Source organism: Bacillus sp. ISL-18 (genome assembly GCF_018613415.1).
In the GTDB taxonomy this organism is placed as follows: domain Bacteria; phylum Bacillota; class Bacilli; order Bacillales; family Cytobacillaceae; genus Neobacillus.
Map to the genome: position 1 here is coordinate 259,611 of NZ_JAGGQG010000002.1, position 19,418 is coordinate 279,028.

The following is a 19,418-nucleotide window of genomic DNA, read 5'->3' on the forward strand; positions in this document are numbered from 1 at the left end:
TTACCTACTTCCCGCTAGTTTATTCTTACGTTTGTAAAATCCAATTTTGAATGTATCAATCCCTAGTAATAAAAGTGGAAGAAGTAATCCATAGAGCAAAACGATTGGCGTCCATGTGGTGGTTAAGAATGTATGAAAGAATATTATATTTGGCGACATGATATTTGCAGAGATCACCACAATAATTCCAAAAGGAAAGGAGAGCATTTTAAATTCTTTTAAATTAAAGATTTGAGCAAAACTTAGCGTTAATGAATAAAAAGATATGGTTGTTTTAATAAATATGGTTATAAACACCATACCACCGGTTAACACTTCAATCCTTTGGATGAAATCCCCAATGTTTACCTTTTGGGCTAATACATAAATTGGATAGTTCAATTGTGCTGTTTGGGTAGGACCTAAAACAAGGATGGACATGATTACCACTACAAAAAGGATGAATCCTCCTGTTAAAGTACCAAGGACCAAAACTTTTCCCAACTTTTTAGAGGGAGCAACAGATGGAAGAATCATTAAAAAAATAATGAGATCAGCAAAAGGAATACCCAGTGATAAAAAGGCTGCCTTGATAACAGGCTTTACTCCAACTTCTAAATAAGGAGAAAGATTTTTAAATTGAATTTCAGGGAGAAGAAACATAATTAACAGAAAAAAAAACAAGAGTATCCATGGGAGAACCATCTCAGATGTTCGGGAAAATGTTTCGAGACCAAGACGGGTCCCATAAATTACGAGTAAGATAAAAATAATTTCAATTGCCTGAATTGGAGTCTCTGGCAAAATCTGGGCGCCAATGAAATCGCCGATAATTCGAAGCAGACCTGCTGTAACAATAAGAACATAGAAAAAAAATAGAATGGAAAGCCCTTTGCCAGCCCATTTCCCTAAGATACGTTCGTTCATTTCCACGACAGTTAAATGGGAGTAACGTTTTGAAAGGATTGCATATATACCTACTATTACTAACCCGATGCATATGCCGAGCAGTATGCCCATCCAAGCATCCTGCTTAGCTGTAGAAACGACTAAGTAAGGAACAAATAAGATGGAGGTACCAACTTCAAACATCAAGATTAAAATGAATAATTGGGATCGAGATATTTTCCCTTTTTCTAACATGATACCCTCCCCTTAAGTAAATAGGATGTCGATTAAGTCTGTTAAAGGTTTAATAAACGTAATAACCCAATTCAGAGGATTAGGTATATTAACTCCAAGGGTAATAAGGATAGTTAATAACGTCCCAGATGATAGAAGAAAACAAAAGATAATAGCTTCTTTAAATAGTTTTTCCCTCATCATTGGCCGTAACTCATAAATGGATATTAATATGGCAATCAGTATCATTCCAAAACTAGATAACATAAAATGTTACTCCTTTTCTTGTTCTAAAAAAGATTGATTGACAGCACCCGTTTGTCTGATTTTGAAATCTGAATGAATAGTAACAGGGATATTGACAAATTCTCTATCCCAATTTTTTTTAAATTTTTTCCATGCTTGTGGATCGGCACGATGAATTACTTCACCAAATCCAAAGATATCAACCCCAAATTTTTTTGCTTTATCAATGGAGGCTTTGAGAATATCCATATTCACTTTTTCAGTATTCTCTTCCAGTTTTTTAATTGTTTCTGGTTTTGTTAAATCTATGTGACAAGCAACTTCTCCAATATTGGCTTCTGCAGTTACCTGAATATCAATTTTTGGCTTTCCCTTTACAACCCTTCCTTTTATCTTCGATTTGGAACGAATAATTTCAATAATCAATTGTCCTTTTTTAGGACATGGTACATGGCCAACCGTACTTTTGACATTATCCCTTATATAGTTATAACCTTTGCTCTCCTTCTCATTGAACCAGCCAATTAATTTATCCTTTTTAAAAATAGCAATGTTTTTGTATTTAAGACGTGCAAAAGGATCAATTCTTTGGACGTTATCAACTGATTCCCCTTTAGCTGCTTTTCCACGTATCGATATTCCGGTAAGTACAGGATGAATTCCTTCACTCGTTAAGGACGAAATGAGTTCGTCTAATTGGATGGCGACAGTCGGTGCCCATGCTTTTTCCGATGTTTCGAGAGAGGAACGCATTTTATGGGCAGGTATTTTTTCAATCGATGTTAAGTTCCTAAGAATTTCTTTGGCCTGGGTACCTTTGGAGACAACGATGTAAAAATCCTTACGGAATTCGTTGTCTCTCGTAAAAAAATCTAAAATATTATTAATTCCGTCTTTGGCAACTGCCTCACTAATAACGAGCATTTGTAAATGAGACCAGTAAAGTTTTCTGGGTGAGATGGTTGTGATTCGGCGGACTGCTTCAAATATATGATTGCCTTTTTCATCATACGTTGTAACCGGTGCTCTGCCCCCGCCTCTTGCACTAGTGGATACTTCACCAGGGTCAACAACTTGAGCAGAGATTAAATATTGGTCTCCGGATTTATCAATCGACAAACCCACAACAAATGCAAGTTCATTTAATTCTCTCCTATTCCAGCATCCACTAAGAAGAGGGATGAGTAAAGCAGCAATAATCAATAAAGATAAGCTTTTCATTTTTTTCATCCTTTTTCTTTGACTACTTATCGGGTTCTGGTTTTAAGGCAGCTGGGCTTGCTTGTCGTTTCATATTTTTTCGGTTAATTAACCGTGGACGGGAAAGTAAAGCCCATCTTGGAAAACGAACAAGAGAATCTTTTAAGTCATTTGGTATTAGAGGACTAAATGGAGCCATGTAGGGAACTCCGAAGGAACGTAAAGAGTTCAAATGCATTATTAGAGCTAATGAACCTACGGTAATCCCATAAAGGCCAAAAGAAGCAGCAAAAAACATCATCCCAAAGCGGAGCATTCTGACTGAAATAGCCATATTATAGGCAGGAAAAACAAAATTTGCGATAGCTGTTAATGATACAACAATAACCATAGATGCAGAGACAATTCCGGCTTCTACTGCCGCTTGACCAAGGACTAACGCTCCAACAATTGACACGGCTTGACCAACTGCTCGCGGCATCCGAATTCCTGCCTCTCGAAGAATTTCAAAGGCAATTTCCATTAGCACAGCTTCAACAAAAGCGGGAAAGGGAACCCCTTCACGCTGGGCAGCTAAGCTTATTAATAGTGGAGTTGGGAGCATTTCTTGATGAAAGGTAGTTACTGCAATATAAAAGGATGGTCCAAATAATGCAATAATAAAACAAACTATACGCAGTAACCTTAGAAGACTACCTATATCTGACCGCTGGTAATAATCTTCAGCCACCTGGAAATTTTGTATAAATAATGATGGGACAACTAAAACAAATGGGGTGCCGTCGACCAGGATTGCTACCCTTCCTTCTAGAAGACAAGCAGCAATAACATCAGGCCTTTCTGAATTAAAAATAGTTGGAAAGGGGGTGAACGTTTCATCTTGGATTAATTCTTCGATATATCCGCTTTCCAATATCCCTTCGATATCAATTTTGTCTAGGCGATGATGTACTTCCCCGACCAATTTGTCATTTACGATTCCTTTGATATACATAACAGCGATGTTTGTTTTTGTTAGGGTTCCTATTTGTTTTTGTTCACAATATAGATTATGGTCTTTAATTTTCCTTCGAAGCAATGCCGTGTTGGTTCGCAGATTTTCCGTAAAACCCTCTCGGGGACCCCGCACAACGGTCTGGGTCGCCGGTTCAGACACTGCGCGGTCTTCCCAGCCTGCAGTTGAAGCAGAAATGGCTTCAGTAGAGCCATTTATTAAAATTACCGTATTCCCCGATAGAACGGTTGTGTACAAGCTTTCAAAATCTCTAATCTCTGTAATGTCCCCAACCGTTAAGATACTATTTTTGACTTGTTGAATTAGTTTATTTCGTGAAATCTGGCCTTTCTTTACATCAACCATTAATGATTCGAGGATAAAATTTTGGATCGCTGTTGAATCAGCCAAGCCGTCTGTAAAAATGATTGCAGCATTATTTGATTCATCATTGCCAATATTGAAAGTTCGAATAATAACGTCTGAGCTTTTTTGAAAGGTCCTCCTTATCCTTTGTATATCTTCATTGAAAGTTCCAGAGAGAGGTTCAACGGAATGATTGTGTTCATTTGAAACGTTCTGTTTATCCTTTTCTTGGTTACGGTTGTTTTTCCTGCGATGAAACATCATGGCATTTTCCTTCTCATCTTAGTCATTAAGGGGAATTTCGTTTCTTTTTTAATATTCTTCTTTTTAATGTTAATTATTACAGTCAAAGAAAAAATAGGCATGGATGAAAATTCTTAAAAGGGTATTTTTATGTTGGAAGGTATTCAACGCAGTTAAAAGCAGAAACTATACGTAATTTACACTTTGAAGCAAACTAACCCATATGAATAGGGAGAATCGATACAGGACTTGATGTAGTAAAAGGAACCTATATTCCACTTGGGATAAAGTTCGTCTTAGCAGATGGAAAAGAAAACCCAAAGCGGGGATAAGCTGTGCCCTTGTCACGCTGCAGTAAATGAAAAAGGGAATGTAATGGTTGGAATGCCAAATACTTTGGGGATGGGTTAAGAATTTCATAAAATTAGTATGTGCACAGAAATATTTAAAATGAAATTTTTTAACGTCAGCCCATCCTTCTGCACAACCATCCACTAATCTTCTTGCCTCCCCATACAGCATCCAATAGCTCAAATCATAATTGATTTTTATTCACTATAAAAAAATACCTAAGTACCTCATTCCTAATTTCGTTTAATAGAGAACCCGCCATAAGTAAAACGCAGCATAGGCCTGCCAGCCGGACCAGTTTAATGAAAGTTCCATTAGTTCTTCCTTCGAAGGCTTTTTCTCCGAACCCCTCAAGAACTTGATGGCGTTATGCAAACCCACATCATCAATTGGAAAAGCTGTGGAAAAGCGTAAGCAGCGCATTAACACGTAATGGGCTGTCCATGGACCAACCCCGCGAATCTTAATCAAACTTTTTTCAGCCTCTTTAAAATCCATGGCCAATAGTTTTTCTTTTGAAAGTTCATCACTGTTCATTAATTGGGCAATACCAATAATATATTCACTCTTTCTCACAGTCATTTTAATATCCGCTAAATCCTCCGGTGTTAATTTACCGATTTTTTTATAGGTAGGGAAGGTCCAATATTTTTTACCATTCCATTCTATGGACTCCCCAAATTTTTCAACAAACTGTCTTTTTAGTGTGTAGGCAAATGCTAAATTAATTTGTTGTCCTAAAACGCCCCAACAAAGAGCCTCGAACAAATCGGGTACTCCAATCACTCTTAATCCGCGGAATTCCTGGGCTGGTTTTTCGAGCAGCGGATCTCCTTTGGCCAATTCGTAAAATGGAGATAAGTCCCGCTCAAAGTCAAACCATTCCCAAATGAAACTAAAAACTTTTTTCCATTCTTTTTCGTCTGGTGTAGAATCTATAAACTGAACAATCATTTGGTTATTATCATTTACGTATATCTGAACAAGTCTGTTGGTTACCCCTGTATGAACTACTCTTGTAATGACATTATCTTCAATGTCAAACATGCATTCATTCTTATTCCGTCCTAAATACCCAAGATTTGCAGCCATATTAAAGTCTAGCGGTAATTTAATATAAAGCTTATCGTTATCAACAAACCACTGATTTTCATTTCCGTTTGTCAAAATTATCACCTGTATTCATTTTCTATTATTATCACAAAAAGTGATTTCGTAATCTTGCTTTTCTATTTTGAAAACAGGCTATTTAAATATAATATGCGTTATAATACAGATTGAGGTGGGAAAATGAGTGGACAAAAATGTCTTGATAACGAAATGATAACAGATGAAAATTGGAAGGCAATTATCGAGAACGACCCAGCATATAATGATTTATTTTTTTATGCTGTAAAGTCCACAGGGATATTCTGTAAGCCATCTTGCAAGTCACGTGTTCCCAAAAAAGAGAATGTTCGAATCTTTCAAAGTTCTGAACAAGCCATGTTAGCCAATTTCCGTCCGTGCAAACGCTGCAAGCCCACTGAACCAAACCTGCCCGACCAGGAATGGATTCATTCGATTACTAATTTTATACAAGAAAATTATCATTGCAAATTGACGCTAGAAACGCTGGCGGAGATTAGTCATGGAAGTCCATACCATTTACAGAGAACCTTTAAAAAAGTAAAAGGGATGACACCTGTTGAATATATTCATGATGTCAGAATAATAAAGGCCAAAGAACTCTTAATAAAGTCTGACAGAGCAGTTGCTGAAATATCTAGAATGGTAGGTATGCCTAATACACCTTATTTTATTACACTTTTTAAAAAGAAGGCGGGAGAAACACCTGCACAATACCGTCAGTCAAAATGCAGCAGGGAGGAATCGAAAAGTGAAATCACAGACTAAGCCGACTATTTATTGGTCATTCTTAGATTATAAGAATTGGAAGATATACCTTGCAGCATCCTCAAAAGGACTTTGTTTTGTAGGTTCTCAGAATCTGCCATTTGAAGAATTAACCGAATGGGCAAAGAAACGCTTTCCCGGAAGTCCTATTGTTGAAAGTCGGGAAGAACTCAAGCAATATGAAATTGAACTTGCTGAATACCTAGATGGCAAACGAAAGTTCTTTACCATTCCGTTTGATTACAATGGAACAAACTTTCAACTATCGGTGTGGACCGCTTTGAGTGAGATCCCCTACGGAGAAACTAGATCTTATTCTGAAATAGCCAATGCTATAAACAAACCCGCTGCCGTTCGGGCTGTTGGTACTGCAATTGGCGCTAACCCCATATTAATAACAGTTCCTTGCCATCGGGTTGTAGGAAAGAACGGAGCGTTGACTGGTTATCGGGGTGGTTTAGAGATGAAAACCCGGCTTCTAGAATTGGAACGAAAAGGGTTATCACAATAAAAAAGGTGTCAAACAACTTATAATCATCAGTTGTTTGGCACCTTTTACATGTTTAAGTTTCTTTTTTAGTTAATGATTTGCTTTTACGTAAATTGAAATACACTGTTTTGCAAGTTGGGGTAGTCTATCCGCAAATTGAAGCACGCTATCCGCAAGTAGGAGTAGAACATCCGCAAATTGAGTTACTTTATCTGCAAGTAGGAGGAGCTTACCAGTGTGCTCTAAGTCGCAAAAGAACAATTTATACAAAAGGACCGATTTGCTGCTGTTTCAAAAAGGTGCTAACGAGGCAAAAAAGTACAATTAAGTATTTGGCTGGTGCAAAAATGTCTAATGGTAAGCAGGTCTAGGTTATGTTATTTATTAAAAGACCGACAGTAAACTAGTGGAAGTGAGAGGAGGTTTATTCTTGACGATAAACAAAATAAATATTTTTCTAGCTGCGGATTCGACTGTCCAATCCTATGGTCTAGACGAAAAAATTCAAGGTGGCTGGGGAGAGTTTCTCCAAGACTATCTAACAGATGATGTTCAGATAATCAATCATGCAATTGGTGGGAGAAGCTCTAAAACCTTTGTAGAGGAAGGGCGACTACATAAAATCGTAGAGGAAATGAAGGAAGGCGACTATTTGTTAATCCAAATGGGGCATAATGACGCCACTGCAAACAAACCTGAACGCTATACGGATCCTTCAACTACTTATAAAGACTATTTAAAGATGTATGTGGAGGGTGCTAGGAAATGCCAGGCAGAACCGGTATTCATTACACCTGTTGCCAGGCTTCATTGTGAAAAGGACCAGTTTATTAATGATTTCCCGGAATACTGCCAAGCGATGAAAGATATAGCCAAAGAAGAAAACGTGGTTTTAATTGATTTAATGGAAAAAAGTTTAGCCGCTTTTGAAACCATTGGTTATGAAGAAGCTTTTACTTTTTTTATGGCATCTGTCAATGAAACGGATTTTACCCATTTTACAAAAAAAGGGGCCAAACAAATGGCTAAGCTTGTTGCGGAAGGCATGAGTGCGGCAAAGCTGCCTATTTCAAAGTTTGTAAATTTGCTTGAAAAATAATCTTAAGAAAACACTGTTTTTTAATAAAAGAAAACGGAATTTTAAATTTATTTAAAAAAAGGGTTTCCATATAATAAAAATGAATGCTTAACACTAAGATTTCATTTAATCACACGCTCTTGCCATAACATTAGTGGAGGTAATCAAATTGCACAGAAATGAAATTGAAAAGAAAATTGAATTACTGATTGATAACCTAGTTAACCTAAATGATCCAGACGGGAAGTATGCGATTCCGCTTGCCGATGGCAGAAAAATTGATAATAAGAGCTTTAACTATTGGGAATGGACAGCAGGTGTTGGACTGTACGGAATGATGAAGTATTATAAACTGACAAAAAATGAAAACGTATTAACTATCATCGTAAAATGGTTCGACGATCAGTTTAAAGAACCGCCGGTCGAAAAGAACGTTAACACAATGGTGCAAATGCTAACACTCGCCTATTTGTATGAAGAAACCAACAATCCTACTTATCTTCCATACTTAGAAACTTGGGGCGATTGGCTCTATCATGATATGCCAAGAACGAAGGATGGCGGAATCCAGCATGTCGTGTTTGGATCTGAGAATTATCAACAATTATGGGATGACACCTTAATGATGAGTGTTTTACCGTTAACCAAAATCGGTTTATTACTGAACAAGCCCGAGTATATTGAAGAAGCAAAAAAGCAATTCTTGGTACATATTAAATATCTGTTCGATAAGAAAACGGGATTATGGTTCCACGGTTGGACATTTGAAGGAAATCACAACTTTGCAGAAGCGTTATGGGGTCGCGGAAATTCCTGGATAACGATTGCGATTCCAGAGTTTTTAGATTTAGTAGATTTACCGGATAATGATCCTGTCCGTCAAATCCTAATTGACACGCTTAACAGACAAATTGAAGCGCTTGAAACATACCAAAATGAAAGCGGTTTATGGCATACGGTGCTAAACGATCCAACCTCATATGTAGAGGCATCATGTACAGCTGGCTTTGCTTTCGGGACCTTAAAGGCCGTACGGAAGCGTTATACCGATAAAAAGTATTTAAATATAGGACTAAAAGCGATTCAGGCAGTGGTTGAGAATATCGACGAAAAAGGTGAATTACAGCATGTCTCGGCAGGAACAGCAATGGGAGAGACGCAAGAATTTTACAAGCAAATCCCTGTTACAGGCATGCCTTATGGACAATCTATGGCTATTCTTGCTTTAGTAGAATACTTGTATTACAGAATTTAAGTGTAAGGGATCTTGTGTTTTTGGTTGCTAAGAAGGCCAAAGAAGCAGGGGAAATCATCCGCTAAGGTCTAAATCAAAATAGAAACATAGAAAAGGAGAATGAAGAATGGAAACTCGTTATGCCCATCATCCGGAGGATATGAAGAAATATAATACGGAGGAGCTAAGAAGAGAATTTTTAGTAGAAACACTCTTCGAAGCGGACCAAGTCCATCTAACTTATACCCATGTGGACCGAATGATTTTCGGAGGCGTTACACCGGCAGAAAAGGAATTGACCATTAAGCTTGATAAAGAGCTAGGGGTAAGTTATTTCTTAGAGCGCCGTGAGATGGGGATTATCAATATTGGCGGAGACGGCCTAGTCATTCTTGACGGTGAAGAATATGATATGCAGCGCTATGACGGCTTATATGTAGGAAAAGGAACCAAAGAGGTTTTATTTAGATCCAATGATTCTAAAAATCCAGCTAAATTTTATATCAATTCCACTCCAGCACACCATAAATATCCTACAGTAAAAATTGATATTAATGAAATTAAACCACTGGAAGCAGGCAGCCCTGGAACGTTAAATGAGCGGAAAATTCACCAATATATTCATCCGAATGTATGTGAGTCCTGCCAGCTTCAAATGGGCTTAACCATGTTATCACCTGGAAGCGTGTGGAATACCATGCCTTGTCATACACATGAACGCCGTATGGAAGTTTATTTATATTTTGATATGGAACCAGAGACTCGTGTCTTCCACTTCATGGGTAAACCGGATGAAACAAGACATTTGGTTATGAAAAACGAACAAGCGGCCATCTCTCCTAGCTGGTCCATTCATACAGGAACTGCTACAAGCAATTACACCTTCATTTGGGGGATGTGCGGCGAAAACATCACGTATGATGACATGGATCATGTCAAAATGGAAGACTTAAGGTAGTCGCTTCCAGGGATCAGGGATAAGATGGTTTTTTTAAAAAAATTGAATGTAGGTGATGGAGTTGAACATTGGCATACGAGCACATGATTTGGAAAATCGTCCCCTAGAAGAGTTAGTAGAAGGAATAGCAGGGAAAGGGCTCACATCTGTTCAATTAGCCTTAGGTAAATCCTTTGATTATATGAAGCTCGGACCAGGGACATTAAGTCCTGGTTTGGCCCATCATATTGGGACAGCGTTCGCGCGAAAAAATGTTCAAATTGCAGTATTAGGCTGTTACTTCAACATGATTCATCCCGACAAGAAAGAACGGAGAAAAGGGATCGAGCGTTTTAAAGAGCATATCCGCTTTGCAAGGGATTTTGGCTGCAGTATCGTGGCGACCGAAACGGGTAACGTCAATCCCGAAATTGTTTATACAGTTGAAAATTTTAAGGAAGAATCGTTTCTGGAAGTGGTTGAAAGTGTTCGGGAACTAGTGCGGGAAGCGGAGAAATTTGGAGTGATTGTAGGGATTGAAGCGGGTGTGAATCATCCAATATATTCTTCGGAAGTGATGAAACGACTATTGGACATGGTCAATTCCAATAATCTTCAAGTAATTCTTGATCCAGTCAATCTATTAACGATTGATACTTATCAAGATCAAGAAAAAATTATCCAAGAATCGTTTGACCTGCTTGGTGACAGAATTGTCATTCTCCATGCCAAAGATTTTGTTGTAGAGGATAACCAATTGAAGACAGTGGCAGTTGGCCAGGGACTATTAAATTATGATGTTGTGTTGAAACAGGTTAAACAGAAAAAGCCGTATCTCAATATTTTAATGGAAGAAACGACAGAACCTTTTATTAATGAAAGTCTCGTGTTCTTAAAAAATAAGTACGAACAAGCCTAAAAAGACTTGTAAGGAGGAAGTAACATGAAATCTTTATTTTCATTAGAAGGGAAAGTGGCCCTTATCACTGGTGCAAGCCGGGGACTTGGCCAAGGCATGGCAATTGGCTTAGCCGAAGCGGGGGCAGCGGTCATTGGTGCAGGCATGAGCGATATGTCCGCAACCCGTGAGCAGATTGAAGCAATCGGCGGAACTTTTCATGACCTTAAAATAGATTTGTCCAAGCAAGGGGCTCCAAGTGAGCTTGTTGTTGAAGCTTTATCCGTTGCCGGACAAATTGATATTTTAGTAAACAATGCCGGCATCATTCGCCGGGCACAAGCGGAGAATTTCTCAGATGAGGATTGGTATGAAGTCATTAATGTCAATCAACATGCTGTTTTCCAATTATGCCGTGAAGTGGGAAAACATATGATCGAAAAAGGCTCAGGAAAAATCATTAATATTGCCTCTATGTTATCTTTTCAAGGTGGATTACGTGTACCTGCTTATACAGCCAGCAAACATGCAGTAGCTGGTTTGACAAAGTCATTTGCAAATGAGTGGGCAGGTAAAGGTGTAAATGTCAACGCAATCGCACCAGGTTATATGGTAACAGATAATACTGCACCTATCCGTGGAGATGAAGAGCGGAAGGCATCGATTACATCGAGAATACCACAAGGGCGCTGGGGCACTCCGGAAGATTTAAAAGGAGCGGTTATTTTCCTAGCTTCTGATGCCTCCAATTACGTTAACGGCCACATCTTACCGGTAGACGGCGGCTGGTTAAGCTCCTAATTGAAAAATAAATTGTGATGCCCATTATAATTTTGTTTTCTACAGAATTACAATGGGGTTTTTTATAAGTAAATAAGAATAAGGAAAACATAGCATGGGGAAATGGAGGTAACGAAAATGAAGAGAATCGTAGTTTGCGGGCTTAGCAATCGTGCACTTGGAATGTTTATTCAGCCAGTCTTAACACACTTTTCGCAGCAAAATGAAATTGTCGGGTTACTCGATCCAGATGAACGCAGAATCGAAATCGCCAAGGAAAGTTTTCCGTCCATAAGTTCGATTCCTGCTTATCATCCAAATCAATTTCAACAAATGATTAAAGAAACGAATGCAGATACGGTTGTGGTGACGAGCCGGGATGACACTCATATTGATTATATTTTACAAGGTTTAGAGAATGATTTAACGGTTATCACGGAAAAGCCGATGGTGACTAATGCCCACGATGCCAAAAGAGTCATGGAGGCGGAGACAAGAAGTAATGGAAAAGTCATTGTAGCTTTCAATTACCGCTATAATCCTTTCCATCGAAAAATTAAAGAGATGATTTTAGAAGGAAAGATTGGCAGAATTACTTCTGTTGATTTGAACTGGTATATAGATACCTATCATGGGGCCAGTTACTTTAAGCGTTGGAATCGCGATCGAAATCGTTCAGGCGGATTATCGATTCATAAATCGACCCATCATTTCGATTTGGTCAATTGGTGGATTGATCAAAAGCCGGAGCAGGTCTTTGCTTATGGGGCCTTAAATTATTATGGCAAGGATGGAGAATTGAATCCAAGTCCTACCGATCATCGTTACTGCAGTACTTGTCAGGAAAAACAAAATTGCCAATATTATATGCGCTGGTCCAATCGCCGCAATAACTTGGCGGTAAAAGATGATCATATCAAATCCGAAGGTATTGAAAAGTCAGCGCACAACTATACGAATTATCGTCCGGATTCTTGTATTTTCGATCATGATATTGAAATTGAAGATACGTATGCGGTGACAGTTAAATATGATAAAGGTGCTTTTTTAAGCTACTCCGTTAATTTTTCCCTTCCATATGAAGGTTATCGCCTAGCTATAAATGGGACAAAAGGGAGAATTGAAACAACGGAATTTCATGAACCAAGCAGAATTCCTTTCCCATTCCCGGAACAGACGATTGAATATTATCCGCTATTTGGTTCAAAAGAAATCATTCATGTTTTGCTAAATGAAGGGGGACATGGCGGCGGTGACCCATTGCTTCAGGAAGATCTCTTCATGGGAGTTGACCCAAGCCGTCCTTATCAAATTTTAGCAGGTGCCGAAGCGGGGGCCTATTCTATTGCAGTTGGTGAAGGGGTTTGGCGGTCAAGTAAGGAAAATCGTCCATTTAGTATAAAAGAATTATTAAAGCAGACGAGTGATTCTTCTCAATTAGTCTAGTGAACTATTAGGGGACAAACGGTGTTTTTTGAATCCGCCGATAAAATGGGAAAAAGCGCCGATAAGTTATTAAAAAGCGCCGATAAAATTCAAAAAACCGCCGATATGACTCAAAAAACCGCCGATAAAGTTTCATTTTAAGCACAATTGAATCAATAAGTTATGCCAACTATCATAATTATTAATTTTGGGTGGGATAAAGATGCCTCAACTTGTATTTGATGAAGAAAAAGTAAAAGAAGCTATAGAATGCGTCGTCGATAGGACCTCAAAAATGGATTTCAGCTGGGACTGGCCAGGCGGTGTTGCCTTTTTCGGAGTTGCAGAGGCATATGAAGCAACTGGCGAGAAAAAATATTTGGAGTTTATTAAGAATTGGGTCGATGAAGAATTAGAAGATGGACTGCCCAAGCTAACCGTGAATGCCTCTTCCATTGGTCATACCCTCATTACATTGTATAAAGCAACAGACGAGGAAAAATATTTGGAATATGCCATTCAAATGGCAGACTTCTTATTAAGTGATGCAGAGAAATTTGCAGATGGTGTTTTGCAGCATACTGTAAACGGTGTCAATAACGTGTTCCCCGAGCAGGCATGGGTCGATACGATGTTTATGGCAGGCTATTTCCTCTTACGCATGGGACATATGCTCGATCGGAAGGATTACATTGATTTCGGCCTAAAACAATATCACGGTCATGAGCAGTTTCTCCAGGATGACATGACCAACTTATACTATCATGGCTGGGACAACATCGCCCAAAACCATATGTCCGGGATTTTTTGGGCCCGTGGCAACAGCTGGGCCGCCTACACTATGGCTAGGGCATTGGAGCTTGTAAAGGTGCAGCATCCATCCTTTATGATTATAGAAGGGTCGCTCCGTGATCAGCTTAGTGCATTGGTGCGATTACAAGATGAATCCGGACTTTGGCATACGATTGTAACAGATCCTGAATCCTATTTAGAAACGTCAGGTTCGGCAGGGATTGCAGCAGCGTTACTAACCAGAGGAAAGCTTTACAACAAATATGTTCAAAAATCAATTGACGGTATCTTGAAGCAAGTCAAAGAGGACGGGTCGATCATGAATGTTTCAGCCGGAACCGCGGTCATGGATGACGCTGAAGGGTATAAGGGGGTTCCTTATAAAAGAGTCCAGGGCTGGGGTCAGGGCCTTGTCCTTGCCTTTTTATCCTTATTATTAAAACACTCAAAAAAAAGTTAAGGTAAACAGATCTAAACCTGCGGAGGGGATTTCCTTCCACAGGTATTTTTATAATCCAAAATTAGGGGAGCCTTATGTTTAATCATTCGTATGTTCTAATAAATGAAAGTTCAGTTATTTTTCCTCCAGAAAACATTACAACTCCAGTTCAATATGCTCTCGACATGATTGTCAGGGATCATAAAAAGGTTTTTGGAAAGCCGCCTAAATTAACATCCTTACTTGATGGAGCACCTGATCTCATCATTCGATATGCCTCGAAGGAGGATGATAGTCCGGAGTGGCCGGAGGGGTATTGTTTCCGGTTCAAACTGCAAAATGGGAAACCAGTCATGCACATCATTGGGAACGATGATCTCGGGATTATATATGGACTTCTCCATTACAGTAAGGATTATTTAGGCATTGATCCTTTTTGGTTTTGGGCTGATTTACCAATTCAACAAAAGAAGGAAATAAAGATCCCTTTTAAAAATTTTAATTCGCACAAATCCAAGGTTAAGTATCGTGGCTGGTTTGTGAATGATGAGGTTTGTTTAATAGGTTGGAAGGAAGAGTATCCACCTACAAAAGAAGTATGGTATCCCGTGTTTGAAGCTCTATTACGCTGTGGGGGGAATATGGTAATTCCGGGAACAGATCTTCCAAAACATGGGGTTCATACCGATTTAGCGTCAGAAATGGGGCTATGGATTACCCACCACCATGCAGAACCTTTGGGAGCTGAAATGTTTTTACGGGCCTATCCTGGCGAAAAACCAAACTATCAAGAAAATCCAGAACTCTTTGAGAATCTTTGGAAAGAAGCGATAGAAAAACAAAAAAATCAAAAAATCATTTGGGTCCTCTCCTTCCGCGGACAAGGAGATGCACCCTTTTGGCAGTATGCCCCGGAATTTGACACGCCAGAAAAACGGGGTGACATGATTTCAAAGGTTGTCGAAAGACAATTTGAATTGATTATGCAATCTGTCAAACAGCCGGTTTGTTCAATGGCTCTATATGGTGAAATTGCAGAGTTGTATAAAGAAGGGTATATCAAAGTGCCAGCGGGTGTCATCTACATTTGGGCTGATAATGGGTACGGGAAAATGGTGTCACGCAGACAAGGAAATGAAAACCTTAGGATTCCTTCCTTGCCAACTGCGGATGATCCAGGTGAACATGGAATTTACTATCATATTACGTTTCATGACTTGCAGGCCTCCAATCATCTAACAATGTTCCCCTCACCACCAGAGATAATTATCGAGGAAGTGGAGAAAGCTTTTGAAGCGGGAGCTGATTCGTATCTTTTATTGAACAGCGGAAATATTCGGCCCCATCTCTATCCATTAGATTTAGTTAGTGAATTATGGAGCAAAGGAACTGTCAATCAAGAAAAACACTTAGAGGGTTTTATAAAGCGTTTGTATCAAACGGGCAATAAACAAATCGAACAGCTATATCAAAGCTACTTCAACCAATCCATCCGATATGGTGTACATGAAGATGATAGAGCCGGAGAGGAATTTTACCATCATCCTGCCAGGAAAATCATCGGTCACTGGCTTCAGGGAAAAGCCGATACCTCTTTATCCAAACTTTTTTGGGCAACAGGTGAAATTCCCTTTGATGAGCAGGTTCTTTGGTTTAAGAACAAATGCGAAGAGGGGCTGAAGGGCTGGGAGGGATTAGCAGACCAATGCGAAAACTTGAGTGCTGAACTTAGTGAAGTCGATCAGCAGCGATTTTTTGATCAGTTTACATTGCACGTTGAATTACACGTTTCTGGATGTAAAGGTTTTATAGCCTTATGTAATGCATATTTCCATTATAAAAAGCAAGAATACGCTGTTGCATTTGTTCGGGTGTCACAATCGATACGTCATTATAACGATAGTATTCTGGCATTAAAACGGGCGGAACATGGAAAATGGGAAAATTTTTATCGTGCAGATTGGTTAACCAATGTAAAAAGTACCCTTTATTCACTCGATGCTTTACGCAAATTTATTAGAATGCAAGGAGACAGTCCTGATTTCTTCTTATGGTATAAAGAGTATTTGATGCCAGAAACAGAGAAATATATTTATTTGGAAAATACTCATCGAAATCCTTTATCAGATGATGAGCTTTCTAATAGATTGGAAGAATTGTTTATTGAGAGACAAGTCTTATGATTGACTTATTTATAATTAGAAATTAACAAAAAAGTACAAAGAAACAAGAAAGTCCAAGTTTTAAAACGTGTCCTAAACGCTACTAATCAAAAAAATGTAATTGATGGGCTAATCCTATTTCTATTACCCTTATGGTGTCCAACGATAAATAATTCAGGAGGATCAAATGGATGGCAGATAACCGTAATAAACAATCCGTACCTTTACGTCAAATGGAGAGGTTAAATAGGGGGCTAATTGCAGTCAAGGTTAAGAATGGTGTTTATGTAGGGTGGCGCTTGTTTGGAACTGATCCAGAAGATATTTCCTTTAATCTCTACTGCAATGGTATGAGGGTGAACCCTTCGCCCATTATCAACAGTACCAATTACTTGGACCCTAACGGTGAAAGCAGTGCAATCTATACGGTTTGTCCCGTAATGAATGATGTGGAACATCCGCCTTCAGAGCAAGCAGAGGTGTGGGATACAAATTATTTGACCATTCCACTAAATAAACCCGAAGGAGGTATATCCCCGGATGGTGTCTTCTATACGTACAATGCAAATGACGCAAGTGTGGGGGATGTAGACGGAGATGGGGAATATGAAATCATCTTAAAATGGGACCCGACGAATTCTCATGACAACGCCCATAAGGGGTATACAGGAAACGTCTACTTAGATGCTTATAAATTAAATGGTTCCCATTTATGGAGAATAGATTTAGGGAAAAACATCCGTGCCGGAGCCCATTATACGCAATTTCTCGTCTATGACCTTGATGGTGATGGGAAAGCGGAAATCGCCTGTAAAACAGCTGATGGAACGATAGACGGTAGAGGAAACGTAATTGGAGATGCTGACGCCGATTATCGGAATAAAGAAGGTTTCATTCTTGAAGGCCCAGAGTATTTAACGATATTTGAGGGAGCCACAGGTAAAGAGCTAGTAACAACAGATTATGACCCGCCAAGAGGAAGAGGTTCTGATTGGGGGGATGATGAAGGGAACCGTGTCGACCGGTTTCTTGCTTGCATTGCCTATCTTGACGGTGAAAGACCAAGTTTAGTAATGTGCCGTGGCTATTATACCAGAGCAGTATTAGTCGCGTATAATTGGCGCGACTCACAACTGAAGAAAATATGGAAGTTTGATAGTCTTGAACCTGGCAACGAGGAATATTCGGGTCAAGGAAACCATAGTGTAAGCGTTGCTGACGTGGATGATGATGGGAAAGATGAAATCATCTATGGCTCCTGTGTGATTGACCATGACGGAACAGGACTCTATACCACTGGTCTAGGACATGGCGATGCCATCCATGTTGGTAATCTTATCCCTAGCAGACCAGGTTTAGAAATTTTCCAAGTCCATGAGACTCCGCAAGAAAATGGCACAGAAATTCATGATGCGAGGACGGGAGAAATATTATGGGGAATTCCATCAGTTGAGGATGTGGGCAGAGGAATGGCTGCCGATATTGATCCAAGGTACGAGGGAGTCGAGGTTTGGTCATCCACCCATTGGAAGAACGGTGGAGCAGGACTATATAGCAGCTCGGGGGAAAAGATATCGGATGTGAACCCTCAGTCTTTTAATTTTGCGATCTGGTGGGATGGAGATTTGTTAAGGGAACTTCTCGACCATGATTATGATATCGAAACTGGTATTGGAGTAGGGAAAATTGATAAATGGGACTATGAAAATGGCAGGCTAGTGAATTTACTAACTGCGGACGGAACTAGATCGAATAACGGAACAAAGGGGAATCCTTGTATACAGGCGGATATTCTCGGGGACTGGCGCGAGGAAGTCATTTGGCGGACTGATGATAGTACAGCACTTAGAATCTATACAACAACTGATATAACAGATCATCGGATTTACACGCTTATGCACGACCCCAATTATCGATTAGCCATTGCTTGGCAAAATGTGGCCTATAATCAGCCGCCCCATCCTGGGTTCTTTCTCGGACACAATATGGAAAAGCAGCCGGTACCAAATATTTATGAGGTAAAACCTGTACAAAAATCAAAGGTGAAAAAGTAAATAGGAGGGGTCCAAAATGGATTCAAAGAGGCCAGTCCAAATTTTTTTAGCAGGAGATTCAACAGTAGCCAACTGCCCGCCTCACGAAGCACCTATGGCGGGATGGGGGCAGGTCCTTCAATCCTTTTTCACGGATGAGGTAAAAGTCCATAATCATGCAAAAGGTGGAGCCAGTACAAACAGTTTTATTGAAGAAGGACGGTTAGAAACGATCCTGGAATCGATTTTACCGGGAGATTATTTGTTCATTCAATTTGGACATAATGACCAAAAACCATATGGGACAGAAGCCTTTACAACGTATCAGTCATACCTGACAGAATATATTAATGGTGCTAGGGAAAAAGGAGCTACTCCCATTTTGATTACGTCCGTAAATCGAAGACAGTTTGATGAGAAGGCTGTATTAGTCCACTCACTAGGGGACTATCCCCAATCAATGATTCAGTTAGCTGAAAAGCTAGAAGTACAGTTAATTGATTTATTAACCAAGACAAGAAAGCTATATGAATCATTAGGCGTAGAAGGTTCAAAGCAATTATTTACATGGTTTGAACCCAATGTACATCCAAATTATCCGGAGGGGATACAGGATAACACCCATTTTTGTGAACACGGAGCAAGTGAAATAGCAAAGTTAGTCATCGAAGGAATAAGGGAGTTACAATTACCCATCACTGATTTTATTAAAGAATAGATTGATAGATTCATTAAGCCTAAATATAAATACTG

17 protein-coding genes are annotated in these 19,418 nt (G+C 39.3%); 12 read left to right on the forward strand and 5 right to left on the reverse strand.

Annotation, left to right across the window (positions count from 1 at the left end; genetic code table 11):
- The 5 genes from J7E81_RS01515 to J7E81_RS01535 form a co-directional block, all read right to left on the reverse strand.
- Nucleotides 1–1,122, reverse strand: a complete 1,122-nt coding sequence (locus J7E81_RS01515; RefSeq protein WP_215040324.1) for a GerAB/ArcD/ProY family transporter — start codon at nucleotides 1,120–1,122, stop codon at nucleotides 1–3.
- Nucleotides 1,123–1,134: 12 nt separating this feature from the next.
- Nucleotides 1,135–1,368 carry a hypothetical protein gene (locus J7E81_RS01520; RefSeq protein WP_215040325.1) on the reverse strand — a complete coding sequence of 78 codons (234 nt, stop codon included), beginning with the start codon at nucleotides 1,366–1,368 and terminating at the stop codon, nucleotides 1,135–1,137.
- 6 nt (nucleotides 1,369–1,374) lie between these two features.
- Complete coding sequence (locus J7E81_RS01525; protein ID WP_308162113.1) at nucleotides 1,375–2,568, reverse strand: Ger(x)C family spore germination protein; 1,194 nt, start codon at nucleotides 2,566–2,568, stop codon at nucleotides 1,375–1,377.
- 22 nt (nucleotides 2,569–2,590) lie between these two features.
- Nucleotides 2,591–4,171 carry a spore germination protein gene (locus J7E81_RS01530; protein WP_215040327.1) on the reverse strand — a complete coding sequence of 527 codons (1,581 nt, stop codon included), beginning with the start codon at nucleotides 4,169–4,171 and terminating at the stop codon, nucleotides 2,591–2,593.
- A gap of 573 nt (nucleotides 4,172–4,744) precedes the next feature.
- Entirely contained in the window at nucleotides 4,745–5,593 is an 849-nt protein-coding gene (locus J7E81_RS01535; protein WP_215041171.1) for a DNA-3-methyladenine glycosylase family protein, read from the reverse strand.
- 198 nt (nucleotides 5,594–5,791) lie between these two features.
- On the opposite strand from J7E81_RS01535, the gene J7E81_RS01540 reads away from it, so the two are divergent.
- The 12 genes from J7E81_RS01540 (at nucleotide 5,792) to J7E81_RS01595 (ending at nucleotide 19,383) form a co-directional block, all read left to right on the forward strand.
- Nucleotides 5,792–6,397, forward strand: coding sequence for a bifunctional transcriptional activator/DNA repair enzyme AdaA (locus tag J7E81_RS01540; RefSeq protein ID WP_215040329.1), 606 nt, complete (start codon nucleotides 5,792–5,794; stop codon nucleotides 6,395–6,397).
- Entirely contained in the window at nucleotides 6,381–6,908 is a 528-nt protein-coding gene (locus tag J7E81_RS01545; protein WP_215040331.1) for a methylated-DNA--[protein]-cysteine S-methyltransferase, read from the forward strand. Before J7E81_RS01540 ends, J7E81_RS01545 begins: the two co-directional genes overlap by 17 nt.
- Before the next feature lie 409 nt (nucleotides 6,909–7,317).
- A complete protein-coding gene (locus J7E81_RS01550; RefSeq protein ID WP_251028389.1) occupies nucleotides 7,318–7,986 on the forward strand; it encodes a rhamnogalacturonan acetylesterase in 669 nt (222 codons plus the stop codon).
- A gap of 148 nt (nucleotides 7,987–8,134) precedes the next feature.
- Nucleotides 8,135–9,220: a beta-galactosidase BglB gene (gene bglB, locus J7E81_RS01555; protein WP_251028390.1), complete on the forward strand. Its 1,086-nt coding sequence runs from the start codon at nucleotides 8,135–8,137 to the stop codon at nucleotides 9,218–9,220.
- 106 nt (nucleotides 9,221–9,326) lie between these two features.
- Nucleotides 9,327–10,157 (forward strand): 5-dehydro-4-deoxy-D-glucuronate isomerase, encoded by an 831-nt coding sequence (gene kduI / locus J7E81_RS01560; protein WP_215040333.1) that lies wholly within the window; start codon nucleotides 9,327–9,329, stop codon nucleotides 10,155–10,157.
- Between the two features lie 55 nt (nucleotides 10,158–10,212).
- Nucleotides 10,213–11,055: a sugar phosphate isomerase/epimerase family protein gene (locus J7E81_RS01565; RefSeq protein ID WP_215040335.1), complete on the forward strand. Its 843-nt coding sequence runs from the start codon at nucleotides 10,213–10,215 to the stop codon at nucleotides 11,053–11,055.
- Between the two features lie 24 nt (nucleotides 11,056–11,079).
- Nucleotides 11,080–11,835 carry a 2-dehydro-3-deoxy-D-gluconate 5-dehydrogenase KduD gene (gene kduD, locus J7E81_RS01570; RefSeq protein WP_215040337.1) on the forward strand — a complete coding sequence of 252 codons (756 nt, stop codon included), beginning with the start codon at nucleotides 11,080–11,082 and terminating at the stop codon, nucleotides 11,833–11,835.
- Nucleotides 11,836–11,952: 117 nt separating this feature from the next.
- A complete protein-coding gene (locus J7E81_RS01575) occupies nucleotides 11,953–13,260 on the forward strand; it encodes a Gfo/Idh/MocA family protein (RefSeq protein WP_215040339.1) in 1,308 nt (435 codons plus the stop codon).
- A gap of 202 nt (nucleotides 13,261–13,462) precedes the next feature.
- Entirely contained in the window at nucleotides 13,463–14,491 is a 1,029-nt protein-coding gene (locus J7E81_RS01580; protein ID WP_215040340.1) for a glycoside hydrolase family 88/105 protein, read from the forward strand.
- A gap of 74 nt (nucleotides 14,492–14,565) precedes the next feature.
- Complete coding sequence (locus J7E81_RS01585) at nucleotides 14,566–16,653, forward strand: glycosyl hydrolase 115 family protein (RefSeq protein WP_215040342.1); 2,088 nt, start codon at nucleotides 14,566–14,568, stop codon at nucleotides 16,651–16,653.
- A 170-nt stretch (nucleotides 16,654–16,823) separates the two neighbouring features.
- Nucleotides 16,824–18,686, forward strand: coding sequence for a rhamnogalacturonan lyase (locus J7E81_RS01590; RefSeq protein WP_251028391.1), 1,863 nt, complete (start codon nucleotides 16,824–16,826; stop codon nucleotides 18,684–18,686).
- Nucleotides 18,687–18,702: 16 nt separating this feature from the next.
- A complete protein-coding gene (locus J7E81_RS01595; protein ID WP_215040344.1) occupies nucleotides 18,703–19,383 on the forward strand; it encodes a rhamnogalacturonan acetylesterase in 681 nt (226 codons plus the stop codon).
- Nucleotides 19,384–19,418 lie beyond the last annotated feature (35 nt).

What these genes read in the sequence shown, in the direction of transcription:
- kduI (WP_215040333.1), top strand. Translation starts at nt 9,327, where the DNA reads ATGGAAACTCGTTATGCCCATCATCCGGAGGATATGAAGAAATATAAT.
- J7E81_RS01540 (WP_215040329.1), top strand. Translation starts at nt 5,792, where the DNA reads ATGAGTGGACAAAAATGTCTTGATAACGAAATGATAACAGATGAAAAT.
- J7E81_RS01565 (WP_215040335.1), top strand. Translation starts at nt 10,213, where the DNA reads ATGGAGTTGAACATTGGCATACGAGCACATGATTTGGAAAATCGTCCC.
- J7E81_RS01595 (WP_215040344.1), top strand. Translation starts at nt 18,703, where the DNA reads ATGGATTCAAAGAGGCCAGTCCAAATTTTTTTAGCAGGAGATTCAACA.
- J7E81_RS01535 (WP_215041171.1), bottom strand. Translation starts at nt 5,593, where the DNA reads ATGGCTGCAAATCTTGGGTATTTAGGACGGAATAAGAATGAATGCATG.
- J7E81_RS01585 (WP_215040342.1), top strand. Translation starts at nt 14,566, where the DNA reads ATGTTTAATCATTCGTATGTTCTAATAAATGAAAGTTCAGTTATTTTT.
- J7E81_RS01525 (WP_308162113.1), bottom strand. Translation starts at nt 2,568, where the DNA reads ATGAAAAGCTTATCTTTATTGATTATTGCTGCTTTACTCATCCCTCTT.
- J7E81_RS01575 (WP_215040339.1), top strand. Translation starts at nt 11,953, where the DNA reads ATGAAGAGAATCGTAGTTTGCGGGCTTAGCAATCGTGCACTTGGAATG.
- J7E81_RS01520 (WP_215040325.1), bottom strand. Translation starts at nt 1,368, where the DNA reads ATGTTATCTAGTTTTGGAATGATACTGATTGCCATATTAATATCCATT.
- kduD (WP_215040337.1), top strand. Translation starts at nt 11,080, where the DNA reads ATGAAATCTTTATTTTCATTAGAAGGGAAAGTGGCCCTTATCACTGGT.
- J7E81_RS01515 (WP_215040324.1), bottom strand. Translation starts at nt 1,122, where the DNA reads ATGTTAGAAAAAGGGAAAATATCTCGATCCCAATTATTCATTTTAATC.
- J7E81_RS01530 (WP_215040327.1), bottom strand. Translation starts at nt 4,171, where the DNA reads ATGATGTTTCATCGCAGGAAAAACAACCGTAACCAAGAAAAGGATAAA.
- J7E81_RS01580 (WP_215040340.1), top strand. Translation starts at nt 13,463, where the DNA reads ATGCCTCAACTTGTATTTGATGAAGAAAAAGTAAAAGAAGCTATAGAA.
- J7E81_RS01590 (WP_251028391.1), top strand. Translation starts at nt 16,824, where the DNA reads ATGGCAGATAACCGTAATAAACAATCCGTACCTTTACGTCAAATGGAG.